The following is a 14,443-nucleotide window of genomic DNA, read 5'->3' as shown; positions in this document are numbered from 1 at the left end:
GTGAGTTTTGAAGAACGTTTTGCTGCTCTTAATCTTGAGCTGCCGCCCGCCCCCAAGGCGATGGGACTTTATCGCCCCATCGTCGTTGTCGACAACTTGGCCTATCTCTCGGGTCACGGCCCGCTCCAACTCGACGGCAAGCTGATTTGCGGCACGATCGGCCAGGACATGGATCTGGCCGCAGGACAATACGCAGCTCGGCAAACGGGGCTAACCGTGATCTCCAGTTTGCGGGCTCACTTCGGTAGCTTGGATCGCATCAAGCGACTGATCAAAACTTTTGGGCTCGTCCGCTGCACGCCCGATTTCGTCGATCAGCCCGCCGTGATTAACGGTTTCAGCGAATTGATGAAGGATATCTTCGGCGAAGAGCAGGGGATTGCCGCCCGGAGTGCCGTCGGCGCGGCCTCACTGCCGGCGGGAATGGCCGTGGAAATCGAAGCGATTTTTGAGTTGCACCCGGCCTGAGATTAATTGGCCGCGACCGCGAGTTCTTCTTCCTGAGCGACCGATTCGTCGGCGGGAGCGTTCATCTTGGCCAATTGCGAACGGAATTCTTGGATACCGGCCAGGACGTTTTCTTCGTCGACGGGTTCCGTGGCTGCCGTTTCACCGCTGGTTGCAGGTGAGCTTTCGCTGTCCATCCCCTGCGGCTCTGCAATCGCTTTCTCGGGAATAGTGCTCACGGCGTCGCGGGAAAGTGCCGTTGGTTCGGCAACCACTTGAGCAGCTACCGGACCGACTTGGCCAGCAGCTTGAGCCTTATCTGCCGCTTGATCGCGGCGGAACATCAAAGTGCCGTAATGCTTGTTGACGTAAACCGCCAAGCCATAACCCAATGCGATGTTCGTGATCGTTAAAAATCCGATGACCAAAACCATATCAATTCCTGCCCGAATCGAATGAACGACCGGACCGCGCGGTTGTCCGCACGTCGTCCGTCTCAGAAAGCCTACTTCGCGCGAATCACCGCACGCCGTTCGGCTGGGGCAAATACGCGTGGAAACCGCTTTCCCTACGCGGGGAATCGATTGTAGCGACTATAGGGGGGCCATTATCGAAGAAGTCGCCCGGCCGCCGCCGTGGCAGGGGAACGGACCGGTGCGGGGGGATGAGCCAACGAATTCACGAATTCAGGCGAAACATTATTCAGTGTGATCACTTCGCTTTTCCCCTCGGGATCATGCGCTCGAATGATGCAGATCACTTCCGACTTCAGCCCTCGGCGTTGAATTTCTTCCAACGCGGCTTGCTCGCTGGTTGAGAGCGTTTTGGGGGAAGTATTGGCTGCACCCGCGAATTCATTGGGAAGCAGATCGATAAGTTCATCTTGACCACGGATGGCAATATCCTCCGTAGGTGCTACCGGCGCATCCTCAAGCGAGGTCACCTGACTAACAGCATTCTGACCCGCGGGTGATTGATACACCATGGCCAGGTTCAAACTGTCGAGCTTGGCTTGAATCGAGGGAAGCGATGCATACAGTCCTTCGTTGCTCTGAGGGTCAGCCGCAAAGCAAACGCCGATCAATTGCCCTGCGGCGTTGAATAAACCACCGCCGCTGCGACCTTCGACGGGGGCACCGGCCACTTCCACATTCGGCGGGCCTTGGTAACGATCAATGGTCGTAATCTGTGAGTCGATTGCCGTGGGATTGTCGCCCCCGTTGCAGCCGACCGTCGTAATATTCGCGCCGGGTGAAATTGGCGTGTTCGGGGGTGCGATCGACAAAGCTTGAACGGGCGATTGGGGCCGCACGATCACCAGCGCTAGATCACGTTCGAGATCGTAATTCAACAGTTGCCCCTGCGCCGTTTCCTTGACTTGAGCCCCGGTCGGAGTGGCTTGATAGAAGGTGACTTCAATCGGGCCTTTCCCGGCTGACGTGCGGAACAAATGCCCGCAGGTCAAAAGCAAAGCGGCTCCATCACGAGCATCGACAATCGTGCCCGTCCCCGCGGAAGTGCCGTCGGCATCTTCTACGGAAATTTTGACGGTCGCTTCCAGCAACTTATTGTGGGATGGAGTAGGGCCGCTTGGGGTGGCACTCGTAGCTGGCGGCGGATTGCCAAAAGGATTCGCCATTGGTGCCGCGGCGGCCGTTGCGTTCATTGCCTGAGTCGGCAGGGCTTGTGAAGGCTGGGATTGTAATGGCTGGGCTTGAGGAGCCAACGCCTGCGACGCCATCGGATCGGGTGACTGTCCCCGCACATCTGTACCACGCGGGGTCAGGATTTCTTGAAGCTGCTCAAACGATCCTGTGCCAATCATCCGAGCATATTCACGACCATCGACAAGCGCGATAAATGTTGGAACTTGATCGACTTTGAACTGGGCAGCGAGTGCCGTGTCGCGAGCGATATCGATATGCCGCACGTCGTAACCGGCCGCGGCAATTCTTTGCACCACGGGCCGCATCTCGCGGCACGGTCCACAGGTGGCCGAACCGAAATCCAGCAGCACCACTTCAGCGGCCGATGCTGTGTGACACAACGAAAGAATCAAGCAGACAAGCAGTGTTTGCTTTGTCCCTGCAAACTTTTTCAGAGCGACCATCGGTTCCCTCCATGGATCCACGGTCAAGCGGATAAAAATTCTTTGCATCGCTGCCGCGAGAGAACCACATGCCGCACGAGAAGTTGGGAACGCGGCCAAGAATTGAAGCGCGGCTCATCAGCCTGATGAGCGCACGAATCCCTTGCGTCCGCGACAACATCCGTGTTGTCTCGACGATGCGACCCTCGCACGAGTTTGTCACCGCTGGCGAAAATCCATTTTCACGAGAGGTGCTGCGACGAGTTACCGTATTCAGTCTTATCCCCAGGGGCTAGCAGAGCCGTCCGGGCTTGGTCTAAATTTGCGTCAACTTGGTAACTCTTACAAGACCAGGTAAAAATCCTGACAAACGTGCGAGAACCTGCGCTATAAATCGCGTGTCTCAACAACTTGCCAGCAACGCTACCATCGCCGCAAATTTAAACCAACACCAGTTGAGCACCTCTCGTGCCAAACGCCGCGCGGCCTCCCGAGAGAACGAATCGCACGCTACAATAAGCCGACCTGACACCTGCACTGATAGCATTTATTTAAAGCATTCATGACCAAACGCCGAATCCTTGTAACCTCCGCCCTGCCCTATGTGAATGGCCATATTCATTTGGGCTATATCCTCGAATCGGTGCAGACCGACACCTGGGTTCGTTTTCAAAAACTGCGAGGTAATGAATGCTTGTACGTCTGTGCCGACGATACCCACGGCACGGCGACGATGATTCGCGCCCGACAAGAAGGACGCACCGAAGCGGAACTTATTGCTGACATGCAAGCGGCCCACGTGGCAGATCTCACGGGGTTTGATATTGGCCACGACAACTACGGCAGCACGAACGATCCCGAGAATGAACAGCTGTGTCAAACGATTTGGAAATCGATCCGCACAGCGGGTCTTGTGAAGGAAGCCGATGTCGAGCAGCTGTTTGATCCCGAGGCGGGAACATTCCTTGCCGACCGTTTTGTGCGCGGCACATGCCCTAAGTGTCATACGCCCGATCAACCCGGCGACAATTGTTCGAAGTGCGGCAGCACATACAGCCCCGCCGACTTGATTGACCCCAAGAGCACGCTGAGCGGCGCGACTCCCGAAATTCGCTCCGCCAAGCATTTGTTCATCGAGCTGGAGCAACTTCATGAGTTTCTTGAGGATTGGTCGCAGAATGGCAAACACTTGCAATCGGAGATTGCCAATTACTTGAAAGGTCACTTCCTCGGCGAACCGCTGCGGGATTGGGACATCTCGCGCCCCGCGCCGTATTTCGGCTTCGAGATTCCCGACTATCCCGGCAACTATTGGTATGTGTGGTTCGACGCGCCGATTGGCTACATCGCGTCCACACAACAATGGTGCGACCGTCACGGGCAGAAGCTCGATGATTGGTGGAAATCGAATCGCACCGAGATTCATCACTTCATTGGCAAGGACATCACCTACTTCCACACGCTCTTTTGGCCGGGGATGCTCAAGGTTTCCGGTTATGGTCCGGTCGAGAACCTGCACGTCCACGTGCATGGCTTTCTCACCGTCAACGGCGAGAAGATGTCCAAGAGCAAAGGGACGTTCGTCAACGCACGCACGTATCTGAACAATCTCGATCCGAGTTACCTACGCTACTTTTTTGCTTCCAAGCTCAACGACCGCGTTGACGACCTCGACCTCTCACTCGATGAATTCATCGCCAAGGTGAACACCGATCTCGTGGGCAAGGTCGTGAATCTCGCCAGCCGCACGGCGAAGTTTGTCGAGCAAACGGGGCTATCCAAAAAGTATCCTGACGATGGAGGCTTGTTTGCCAATGCCGTAGCGCTGGGCAATGAAATCGCCGAAGCCTATGAGTCTTGCGACTACAGTCGAGCGATGCGGTTGATTATGCAGCTAGCCGATCAGGCCAATCCATTTGTCGAAGAGAACAAACCGTGGGAGCTGCGCAAAGATGCCGCGCAAGCTGGTCGCTTACAAGACGTTTGCACGATCGCGCTGAATTTGTTCCGGCAGATCGCGATCTACCTCGCTCCCGTCTTACCACGGCTAGCCCAACAAACGGGCGAGCTTTTGAACGATCCAATCACATCTTGGGAGCAGGCAAAGACTCCGCTCGTGGGGACGCCGGTCGCCAAGTTTCAACACATGCTCAAACGCGTCGAAGAAAAGGATGTACAAGCGATGATCGAAGAATCGAAGCCTATTGAGACCCCTGGCGAGCCCGCTTCAGCGGGCGGTGCAGCAGACAAATGGAACGACCCCGGCGAAGCCCTCGCCGCCGAGCCCCTCGCAGCGGAATGCACGATCGACGATTTTGCCAAGGTCGACCTCCGCGTCGCGCGCGTGGTCGAAGCCGAAGCCGTGCCCGAAGCACGCAAGTTGTTGAAACTTAAGTTGAGCTTAGGCGGCGGTGAGTACCGGCAAGTCTTCGCGGGGATCAAATCGGCTTACGAACCCGAAGCACTCGTGGGTCGGCTGGTGATCATGGTGGCCAACCTCGCTCCGCGGCAGATGAAATTCGGGCTAAGCGAAGGGATGGTCGTCGCCAGCGGCTCGGGTGGCAGCGAAGTGTACGTTTTGTCGCCCGACCAAGGCTCGGTCCCTGGCCAGCGCGTTCACTAATCGGCGAATATTATTCGTCTGCTTCGTAAACTTCGATTTCCATTAAGCCGAGATCGACGCTTTTGTCGTTTTCTTGGGCAGTCACCGCGAGGGGCTCCCATATTTCTCCTTCCAACCAACCGGCGGAAAGTTCGTCAGTTTCCTGGATCCAGAGTTTCACCTTGGCCTTATAGCTTCCTGACGGCACGTGCTGGAGAGTAAAGCTTCCGTCCTCATCGAGCTTCGCCATATAGGAACTCTTCGGCATCTTCGCCAACCACGCCGCGTTTTCGACGGGATCGAAATTCATACCAACCGTCGTTGACCGACCCCACTCAAAGAAGATGTTCTTAACCATATCAGTCGGCTCATCTTCTCGTTCCAACTGAATCATGCCACAACTGATCAGCGCTTCGCTGCCGTCGTAAAATATGGGAACTACCGTGCCAGAAACACTGATGCCTGCGCGATTGATTTCGATCTTGCTCGTCGCGCCGGGCGATAAGGTGACATGGGCTTCGTTAGAGAATTCCTGCTGTTTGTGATCCGTCTCAACGCAATATTCCAATTGCTTCCCCAGGACGGCATAGCCATTGGTCAGCCGCTCGAACGCAAATTCGCCTTTGTCATTGGCGGTAGCAAAGTTGTTCCAAGTAATTAGGCTTTTCTCGCCGAATGCCTGGTATTCCACGACCATGAGTTGCAGCTTTTCATTGGCCACCGGCTTCTGACCAACCGTAACCACACCTTCCACACGGGCCCATGGCGTAAGTACGATATCAATCGGTTCGTTTTTGGCGAATTTCTTGCCGGGCACGAGTCCCCACCCCTCGTCGGCCAGGCAGAGCACGCGATATTCGCCTTCTTGAGCGGCCAAATCGTATTTGCCATTTTCTCCACTCACGACATGCGCCGTTTGGTCCTTCGTCGTCACGGCGCCATTCTCGATCAGAGGTTTGTCTTCCGGCTTAATCACATATAACTTGGCACCAATGGAGGGTTTTCCTTCCTTCGTTTTGATAAGCCCCTGCGGAGCAAGCTTGTCCTCCAAAACTTCGACGTGATTAAGATCGCGAATCTGTTCGTTACCGAGTCGCCGTTTTCCAAAGCCGACGTCGCTGAAATATTTTTCGTGGGTCAACTTCAACCGCATCTCCAGGGGGTCGGGAGTGGCGATCTCGGCTCGCCAAGCTCCTTGGGCATCGGTCTTACCAAGTTCACCGCCAATCACGGGGCAAACTTCTCCCTCTTCGGCGACCCACGACGAAACGACCAAGCCTTCGACGGTCACCCCTTCGACGGGTTTCCCGCGTTCGTCATGCACAATCCCGCCAATGGTTTGTCCCTTGGAGAGTGTGAAAGCAAATTCTTTGGGAACGGATTTCTGCTGCCAACGGACTTCAAGCGGAATGCGGCCTGCTGATGTAGCTTTCATCGTCAAAGAGCTGGAATCATTCGGCAGATTCAGCGTAGCGATTCCCTCCTTACTGACCGTGAGCGGGAATTCCGTGTCGTCCATCGTCACGTCAATGGTAGCTCCGGGAAGCGGTTTGCCCGCTTCATCCACAACTTTGATTTCCAGATAGCGAAATGCCTCCTGCGCGTGCGCATTGCTGACGACACACAGAAGTGCAATGCAAATGAGAAGCATAGAACGAGCAGTCATGGCAATCTGCGCACAAGTAGTGAGGTTAATATCTGCCTGAGATTTTACTCAATATCTGGCGCCTAGCTACTACTTGGCTGGCTGTGGTAGCGTAGGGGTAACCTGAAAGACACTCACTCCCCCTGCTGCTTGAGTTGGGATGGGATTCGTCATCTTTAACTCAAATTTGCCCAAATCGACGATTTCGTCGGCTGATCCCTTGGGAATGGTGATTTGCTTGTTGAGCGTGGCGAGATTATTCCAGTTGTAGTTTTGCCCTGTGGGAAGTTCGTAGAGCGTGACCGTTAATTGATAGTTTCCTGGCTCGACATCGAAGATTTCAAAGTTTCCATCTTCATCAAATGCCGCAGCGTAACTGCGCCGAAATTGGGGCTGAGCCGGCTGAGGCGTGGCCGGCGAAGTCGCATTGGCAATCGCTTGCCCGATCGCGTGAAACATACTGGGAGCGACATGAGTTTGTTCGTAGAGTTGCACCGCTCCCATTTTCCACGACACCGTCTTTTGATAAGCCTCGGGGACCGTCATCTGCCCCTTGATGTTTCGCCCCTTGCCCCCCAGTTGAACGGAGGCCGTGTCGCCGGCTTCCACTTTAACAGGTACCGCGTGGGAATTACTCGACATGCTGCCGTTGCCGGTATTGGCATAGTCGATTCTGAGCGCGGCCTGATAGTCACCTGCGCGCACGCGATCAAAAACAAACTTTCCCTCGGCATCAGTTTGTGCGCCGTACCACCAATACGACTGCGGCCGATTCTGCTCATAAGCCATCTGATAATTGAGGCTAACTTGCTGATTGGACACTGGCTTTTCGCCGCGCATGTATTTGCCAGTCACCTTGGCCCAAGGCTGTAAGGTGATTTCGAGGTTGTTGCTATCGACTTTGCTATCAATCTCACTCCATCCGGCGTCGCTCAAGCAGATGAGTTTAAAATCGGCATCGGGAAATGGAAGCGAGAATTTGCCATTGGCATCAGTCGTCACTTGAACGGTGTCTGATTGCCGCTGACTTCGGCCACTGGAAATATAAAGTTGGTTATTGCCAGCGGTAGCCATCAAGACTTCGGCGCCCGCGACCGGTTTGCCATCGGGCGATTTCACGATCCCCGTGGGACCTGCTCCTTTTTCCACTTTGAATTCGAGGGTGACCTCCCCTTCATCGCTTTTAATTAAACGGGATATCGCCGGGCGATAGCCCTCAGCCTCGATCCGCACGAGATAGCCTTCGTACGGCTCGCTAAACTCTTTGGTGAACTGCCCATCTTTACCCACATGATCATTATGTCGTTGCCAGTAGTCGCGATCATTGCCCTTAAATCTTAGCCCTTCGATCACCTGAAACTGCTTCAACGGCTCGCCACTTTCCGCGTCGAAGACCGTTCCAGAAACTTTCAGCGATCGGGGCATCGTGATGACGTGCGGCTCTTCCTGCGGCGCGAAATTTTGCCCGCGCACCGACATATAGCCACGGCAAAACATATCGGACTGCACCTCATCGGCGGGGGCGTGTTCCCAAGTCCACATCCCTTCGGCATCGGTCGAGCCGCGACTGGCCATGCTCATCAGCGCGCGACAATTCCGCCAAGTGTCCGCCGCGATCCCAACTCCGGGAATGGGCTTGCCATCGGGATCAACAACCTTGAAGATCACTTTGTGGCCTGGTTTGAGTTTGAAATCAACCGGCTCCAAGTCGCGACTGATTGTGATAGTCCGCATGTCGGGGGCGAATTGATTGGCGAACACCGTCAGCAGATTCTCGCCAGCCTCGACATTGTTGATGCGGTACTTTCCTTCGTTGTCAGTTTTTACAATCATGTCGTTGTTAACATAGTCCCGACCGAGCCCCACCTTGGCATTTGGCACGGGCTGACCCGCGGAATCGACCACCGTGCCGCTCACGCCCATTCCTTTTTGCATGAGCACAATTTTTTCGAGCGTGCGCAGTTCTTCCCAAGTGCCGCCGCGAAAACCATAGCCTTGGTCACTCACGTACTCGGGATGTGTGAATCGCAATTGCAGATTGGCTGATTCTTCAGGGGCCGAATTCACTCGCCAACGACCTTCTTTATCCGTGGTGGCCAACTCACCGCTTAAATCAGGTAGTAATTGTCCTTTGCCGGGAAGCTGCGAGCTATTGTCATAGGTCATGATCCCTTCGATCTTGACTCCTGCGAGTGGTTTGCCGTCTTCATCATGCACGATTCCGCCGATGGGGACGCCCTTCTTCATGGGGATTTCAAACTTGTCGGGAACGCTTTCCCCCTTGTCCCAAGAGGCGCCTTGTGCGAGGAACCCATCGTGCAGCACCGAAAGTTGAACGCGGCTACCTCCCTCGCCGGGGACATTCAAGGAGACCGTGCCCTTATCATCCGTCGGCATGGGAAAGGCCATGCCGTCGAGACTGATATTCACATTCACATTGGGCATCGGCTTGCCGTCGGGATCAAGAACTTTCACTTCCAAGAACTTGAAGCTTTGGGCTGATCCGACTGCGCCTAAAGCGCTGACCCAACAAATCAGGATCAACAAACCGATTTTATAAACAGATAAGCAAGAGCGCATCTGTGCCATCCTTAGTCGAGTGGAAGCCTGGAGCTGGTGCGTGTTTCTCCCCAACCTTCAGATTAAGAAAGTCAGCGACGGGATGCAACGGACCGCGAAACGGCGGCCTATTGCGGCGTGTCTCAAGAATGGAGTCGCTTCCCGCGACGAAATCACGCAGACATAATTTACCGCTTTACAACCACAACTTCAGTCGGCCACCGAGCATGTCGGGGAACGCTTTTTCCACGCACCGACGCACGACATTGACGTGATAGCGTGTGCTCAAGTGTGCGGCCACGATCAATTCATTCTTGAAACGCCCTTGCCGTTCGACAAAATCATCCAAGTGCATATGGCCAAATTTATGGATGCGTTCTTTGCGATGCTCCGGCGAAACAAAGGTCATTTCGCAAATCATAATCTTGGCGTCGTACATTGCCGGATTGTTGTCGAGCCCTTCGGGTGTGGTATCGCCTAAGTAGGCAAGCAACGGCTTGCGTTGTTCCTCGGTGACGTCCTTGCCGCTCAGGCGAATATCGCGAATTTGTTCGCCGCTGAGTCCTTGATACTCTGCCTTAAGTTTGTGACGACGTTCCCACACCAAAAATCCGAGCGATGGAACCGTATGTTTTGTCGCCACCGCTGTGACAACCAGCTCGCGGTTGAGTTCAATCTCCATGCCCGGCTGCAACGGAATAAGTTCACACGGCATGCGTCCCCGATCGAGCTTGGTGAAGAGCCGAAGTATCCGCTGCACCGTCTCGACCATTTCCTCGGGCAGATAGATTCGCGGAGGTTCCATCTTCATCATCCGCCGACGGGCCACATAAACGGGAAGTGCCGCGACGTGGTCCAAATGGCCATGGGAGATGAACCAGTTTTCGGTTCCCATGAACGACCAGGGCTGGGCTCCCAGGTCAAAGCCGATTTTAAGCTCGGGGATCCGCCAATAGCTCTGCACCGCAGCGCGGGAATAGCCTTCGATCGTCAGGCCGTCGTAGGCCAAGGTTTGAATGGGAGCGTTGTCGATCATCTCGTAGCTTTGCGAGGGGGAGACTCAGGGAATCCCCTATCGTAAAGCGAGCAAGCCGATTCGGGAAGCGAGCGATTTTTCGTCGCTAAAACAGGGCAAGCGGCAACAAAAGATTTCGCAATTGCCCCAGCGACGATGATTTGTTCGCGCCGCCCTTAATACAACTACGGCGTGGCTTGCACGATCTCGCCATCGGCAATGGTCATCAACGTTCGCAGAACCGCATCGTCGATTGAATCGCTGATGAACTCTGTGTGGCCGTCGCAATACACGAAATGCACTCCGTCGCCATGCGGCGAACTAAATTGAAAGCGGCGTTCGCAATGGTTGTTGCAATCGCTGTCCACAGGATTGAGTCCTGGCTCGGCACAGGGGCTGTTGCACGACCACCAGCGCGACACGCCACGGCTAAACGCCGCGCCGCTGCCGCCACCCCCACCGGTCGTGCCCGCCGCCGAACCACGTCCCCAACCCAAGTTGTGAAAGTACAACTCACCGACAAGGAGTGTATGGGAAAGTCCATCGACAATGTCTTTGAATTTCACTTCCGATTTTGGAAACATGGGCCCGCCATTTTCGGCAGGCTGCACGCCACTCACGACGGCGTAATCCCCCTTGGCGTAGTGGCCGTCTCCTTCGTAGTACGCATCATCGGAGCTAGGGCAAGAATAGATCGAAAGCGGAGTTGAAACGATGGGCTCATTGACGGCGGCGTTTTGCCCTGCCGGGAAATCATATTCGGCGTAAAGCGATTCTTGTTCAAGATACGGTAAGACCAGCACGGCCCACGTATGAAGCTGCGTGCTACCGCCATTATCATCAGTCACCGCGGGGGGCAGATTGTTCTCGCGCTCATGGAACATCGAGAGCGCAAGTCCATGTTGTCGCAGATTGTTGACACACTGGGTTCGCCGCGCGGCTTCACGCGACTGCTGAATTGCCGGCAATAACAGCGCTACGAGCACCCCGATGATGGCGATCACCACCAAGAGTTCTACTAAAGTGAAGGCACCTAGCTTCGTGGAGTTGTTGCTTGCGTGAAACATGCTCGTTATGTCCTATTGTACATAACGGCATCTTGCGGGATCGCCCGTCCCCTGTCAATTGAGTAGTCTCTAGCGGTCAATCCGTCGCTGAATTTCCGCCAGTTTGTCTTGCTGAATTTGGATTTCTTTCTCGGCGGCCTTGTCGAACGCGCCTAAAAAGTCGCCGTCCAGCACTTCGGCACATAGATCAAGTTGCTCTTTGGTTTCAGCGAGCGTTGTGCGGATATCCCGTGGGGCGTGAACCATTTGGCGCTCTGCGTTCTTCAGCGAATCGTAGTACAACTCAACGAAACTGTAGTCACGCGCCAAACTTTCGAGCTCTTTGATCTGATCGGACACAACTTCCAAATTCGCCGTTCTCATTTGCGACAAGGCGAGGTCCACTTGGTCCAAGCCTTCATGATAGCCGGTGATGCGTGCTGCCAATTCCGTAAAATTGACACCCACGGGCCCGACTGGTTCGTCTTGCTTCTCAACGACAGTTTCGAGCAAGTTTTCTTCCAGAAGCTGGGGCTGCTCCGCCGTGCCAGGACGAGGAGCAACTTCCAGCGTGCTCTTTGCATCCGCTCCCCGTTCACCGGGATTTAAAGATGGCGGTTGACGCAATGTTACCACTTCATCAACTTCTTCCTCGAACGGATCAAAGGCCGTTGGTGTGATTGGTGAGTCAATCTCTTGCTTAGCGACTTCAATCTCGACGACAACTTCCTTTGAGGGCGACGTCTCTTCGGTCGCCACGGGCTTCATCACTTTGTGCTCGACCGGGGGCCGAACACGCGAGAACTCAGGAGTCGTCGGCAGATTTCGCGTAACTCCAGGGAGTGAACTCGCGCCGGCTTCTTGCAGCCACGCAACGAGCACTTCGCGATCGGTATCGCTTTGCTTCGACTTTTGCCAAGACGCCATCACCTCGTCGAGCTGTGTCAATCGCGACGTACGTTCCTGCTCGTTGTGGCGAAAGGCCATTTCCAATTGGAATCGCAAATCGGATCCCATTTGCACCACGTCGGTCGACTTAGGAGAACTGCTTTGATGTGCCGTCACACCCGCCGCTAAGATCGCTACGGCCACCGCCATGCTCACAAACACGGTAAGTCGTTCATTGCCGTTCGACTGAACCATTGCCATGCATCTCCCCAAGAACTATTTACTCACAACGGCACGGATTGGAACGAGACCTCTGCCGACATACAATCCATCGGCCACTTTCAAAAACCGGGTTGACTCGACTCTTGCGACAATGACTCATCCGTTTGCTAAACCCTTGCTGCTCGTGTCACTTGTGCTAGTTTTGCCGTTGGTGCTATTGGCTTTCACGGGAGAGAGTTTCACGACGTTCATCGAGCACGTAAAAAATGATCCGCCTTCCGCCACGACAACATTCATAGCCGTAGCCGCGATCCTCGCGACGGACGTTTTTCTGCCTGTACCGTCTGGACCGATTAGCACGCTCGCCGGGAGTCAACTGGGACTGATCGGCGGAATGTTGGCATCCACGCTCGGCATGACAGTCGGCGGCACGATTGCCTTTGTGCTCGCGCGGCGGTGGGGCCGTCCGCTGGCAGAACGATTCGCCGATCGCGAGCAACTTGCTGGTCTCGAATCCGCAGCCGATGCCTATGGACTCTGGCTGCTGCTGATTACACGACCACTGCCCGTACTCGCCGAAGCGGCGGTGCTGCTGGTGGGTACACTACAAATGAGTTGGCAGATGTTCTTGCCGGCACTCATCGCCAGCAATCTGCTAATCGCGGGAATCTATTCCTACTTGGGGCATACAGCGAGCGAGCAGGGTTGGCTCGTATTCGCAGTTTTCGGGTCGATCGCCGTACCACTTGTCATTGCTGCCTGTGCGCGAATTTGGCTCAAACGAGATCACAGTTGAGCAAAATGCCTAAACGGACCCCGCCATATTTTCGGTTTTTCTTCTCTACGGAACGAATTTTGCCAAAACTAAGCTCGTACCTCGGGGTTAGACTGGCGTACACTTTAAGGGGCGGGCTGAAGAGGCAGGGGATTGCCTACGGCAAACCCATTTCGGGAGAAAAAATCATATGATGTGCCATCGTTTTTTTATGTTGACCATGCTGCTAGTTGGCACCATGGCTGTACCGACCTTCGCTCAATTCGAGGAAGATGCTCCAGCAGAGGGCTTTTCCGAGAACGACGGATCGCCCGCGGATCGTGGTGATCGCCGCGAAAGATTTCGTGGCAGAGAAGAAGGTGAAGGCGGCGGCCCGCGCGGCCGTGGACCACGTCCGAATCCAATGTTTGAGGTGATGGATGCCGATGGCGATGGCATGATCACTGCCCGCGAGTTGCGAACCGCAGCCAAATCACTTAAATCGCTTGATGCCGATGGCGATGGCAATATCTCAATCGAAGAAGCTTCGCCCATGCGTGGCCCAGGCGGGCCGGGCGGACCTGGAGGACGTGGCGGTGATCCCAACGCAATGATCGACCGCTTTATGGAACAAGACGCCAACGGCGACGGCAAACTCACGATCGACGAAGTCGACGATCGCATGGGTCGCATGTTGCAAGGAGCAGACACCAATCAGGATGGCGCGATTGATCGCGCTGAACTCGAATCGGCCATGCAAAACATGCGAGGCGGCCCCGGCTTTGGTGGCGGAGGCCCAGGGGCGCCTGGCGGTGGCATGGGTGGCGGCTTTGGTCCGATGGGTGATGCCGATTCCATGACCAAGCAAGTGATGACGGCCGATCAAAACGGTGATGGCGTGATTAGCGCCAATGAAATGAACCCACAGATGTCTCGCATGATGCAAGGGGCCGACACCAATGGCGACGGGGCACTCAATCCCAAAGAGGTTCGTCTCTATATGGAAAATGCTCGGCAACGGATGGAACAATTCCGTTCTCAGCGTGGGGTCGGTGGCCGGTTTGATCCGCGTGAAGGCCGTGGCCGTGACCGCGGCAACGCTCCGCAAGAATAAATGCTACGCTATACATAATGCAAAACAGAAACCGCGGGGCCTAATTAGCTCCGCGGTTTTAT

General features: G+C 55.1%; 12 protein-coding genes. 5 read left to right on the top strand and 7 right to left on the bottom strand.

Features of this window, described 5'->3' with window-relative positions; translation table 11 throughout:
- Window positions 1-468 (top strand): RidA family protein, encoded by a 468-nt coding sequence (locus tag SH678x_RS20035; protein WP_496920233.1) that lies wholly within the window; start codon window positions 1-3, stop codon window positions 466-468.
- 2 nt (window positions 469-470) lie between these two features.
- Here the strand turns inward: SH678x_RS20035 and SH678x_RS20030 are convergent, their stop codons facing one another.
- Window positions 471-881: a hypothetical protein gene (locus SH678x_RS20030; protein WP_496920232.1), complete on the bottom strand. Its 411-nt coding sequence runs from the start codon at window positions 879-881 to the stop codon at window positions 471-473.
- A gap of 173 nt (window positions 882-1,054) precedes the next feature.
- Entirely contained in the window at window positions 1,055-2,557 is a 1,503-nt protein-coding gene (locus SH678x_RS20025) for a trypsin-like peptidase domain-containing protein (RefSeq protein ID WP_496920231.1), read from the bottom strand.
- A 68-nt stretch (window positions 2,558-2,625) separates the two neighbouring features.
- Here SH678x_RS20025 and SH678x_RS20020 point away from each other — a divergent pair, with 68 nt between their 5' ends.
- Window positions 2,626-2,832, top strand: coding sequence for a hypothetical protein (locus SH678x_RS20020; protein WP_496920230.1), 207 nt, complete (start codon window positions 2,626-2,628; stop codon window positions 2,830-2,832).
- Between the two features lie 266 nt (window positions 2,833-3,098).
- Window positions 3,099-5,159, top strand: a complete 2,061-nt coding sequence (metG, locus tag SH678x_RS20015) for a methionine--tRNA ligase (RefSeq protein WP_496920229.1) — start codon at window positions 3,099-3,101, stop codon at window positions 5,157-5,159.
- 10 nt (window positions 5,160-5,169) lie between these two features.
- Here metG and SH678x_RS20010 read toward each other — a convergent pair whose 3' ends face one another.
- The 5 genes from SH678x_RS20010 to SH678x_RS19990 form a co-directional block, all read right to left on the bottom strand.
- The gene (locus tag SH678x_RS20010; RefSeq protein ID WP_496920228.1) at window positions 5,170-6,804 is read right to left on the bottom strand and encodes a hypothetical protein; all 1,635 of its coding nucleotides are present in this window, start codon (window positions 6,802-6,804) and stop codon (window positions 5,170-5,172) included.
- 69 nt (window positions 6,805-6,873) lie between these two features.
- The gene (locus SH678x_RS20005; protein ID WP_496920227.1) at window positions 6,874-9,363 is read right to left on the bottom strand and encodes a carboxypeptidase regulatory-like domain-containing protein; all 2,490 of its coding nucleotides are present in this window, start codon (window positions 9,361-9,363) and stop codon (window positions 6,874-6,876) included.
- Window positions 9,364-9,538: 175 nt separating this feature from the next.
- On the bottom strand, window positions 9,539-10,378 hold the full coding sequence (locus SH678x_RS20000) for an MBL fold metallo-hydrolase (protein WP_496920226.1): 840 nt from the start codon (window positions 10,376-10,378) through the stop codon (window positions 9,539-9,541).
- Window positions 10,379-10,542: 164 nt separating this feature from the next.
- Complete coding sequence (locus SH678x_RS19995) at window positions 10,543-11,424, bottom strand: DUF1559 family PulG-like putative transporter (RefSeq protein WP_496920225.1); 882 nt, start codon at window positions 11,422-11,424, stop codon at window positions 10,543-10,545.
- 69 nt (window positions 11,425-11,493) lie between these two features.
- Window positions 11,494-12,552, bottom strand: a complete 1,059-nt coding sequence (locus tag SH678x_RS19990) for a hypothetical protein (RefSeq protein ID WP_496920224.1) — start codon at window positions 12,550-12,552, stop codon at window positions 11,494-11,496.
- Between the two features lie 112 nt (window positions 12,553-12,664).
- Between SH678x_RS19990 and SH678x_RS19985 the strand changes: the two genes are divergently transcribed.
- Both SH678x_RS19985 and SH678x_RS19980 read left to right on the top strand, forming a co-directional pair.
- Window positions 12,665-13,309: a TVP38/TMEM64 family protein gene (locus SH678x_RS19985; RefSeq protein ID WP_496920223.1), complete on the top strand. Its 645-nt coding sequence runs from the start codon at window positions 12,665-12,667 to the stop codon at window positions 13,307-13,309.
- Window positions 13,310-13,526: 217 nt separating this feature from the next.
- A complete protein-coding gene (locus SH678x_RS19980) occupies window positions 13,527-14,381 on the top strand; it encodes an EF-hand domain-containing protein (RefSeq protein WP_496920222.1) in 855 nt (284 codons plus the stop codon).
- The last annotated feature ends 62 nt before the right edge of the window (window positions 14,382-14,443 follow it).

The sequence above is a fragment of the Bythopirellula superficialaquae genome, from assembly GCF_059632245.1.
The sequence above is the reverse complement of the archived record's forward strand: the minus strand, read 5'-3'. Positions and strand labels throughout refer to the sequence as shown.

Bases quoted from the DNA above. Each gene is read 5' to 3' on its own strand.
- SH678x_RS20020 (WP_496920230.1), top strand. From the start codon at position 2,626: ATGCCGCACGAGAAGTTGGGAACGCGGCCAAGAATTGAAGCGCGGCTC.
- SH678x_RS20000 (WP_496920226.1), bottom strand. From the start codon at position 10,378: ATGATCGACAACGCTCCCATTCAAACCTTGGCCTACGACGGCCTGACG.
- SH678x_RS19985 (WP_496920223.1), top strand. From the start codon at position 12,665: ATGACTCATCCGTTTGCTAAACCCTTGCTGCTCGTGTCACTTGTGCTA.
- SH678x_RS19990 (WP_496920224.1), bottom strand. From the start codon at position 12,552: ATGGCAATGGTTCAGTCGAACGGCAATGAACGACTTACCGTGTTTGTG.
- SH678x_RS20010 (WP_496920228.1), bottom strand. From the start codon at position 6,804: ATGACTGCTCGTTCTATGCTTCTCATTTGCATTGCACTTCTGTGTGTC.
- SH678x_RS20025 (WP_496920231.1), bottom strand. From the start codon at position 2,557: ATGGTCGCTCTGAAAAAGTTTGCAGGGACAAAGCAAACACTGCTTGTC.
- SH678x_RS19995 (WP_496920225.1), bottom strand. From the start codon at position 11,424: ATGTTTCACGCAAGCAACAACTCCACGAAGCTAGGTGCCTTCACTTTA.
- SH678x_RS19980 (WP_496920222.1), top strand. From the start codon at position 13,527: ATGGCTGTACCGACCTTCGCTCAATTCGAGGAAGATGCTCCAGCAGAG.
- metG (WP_496920229.1), top strand. From the start codon at position 3,099: ATGACCAAACGCCGAATCCTTGTAACCTCCGCCCTGCCCTATGTGAAT.
- SH678x_RS20030 (WP_496920232.1), bottom strand. From the start codon at position 881: ATGGTTTTGGTCATCGGATTTTTAACGATCACGAACATCGCATTGGGT.
- SH678x_RS20005 (WP_496920227.1), bottom strand. From the start codon at position 9,363: ATGCGCTCTTGCTTATCTGTTTATAAAATCGGTTTGTTGATCCTGATT.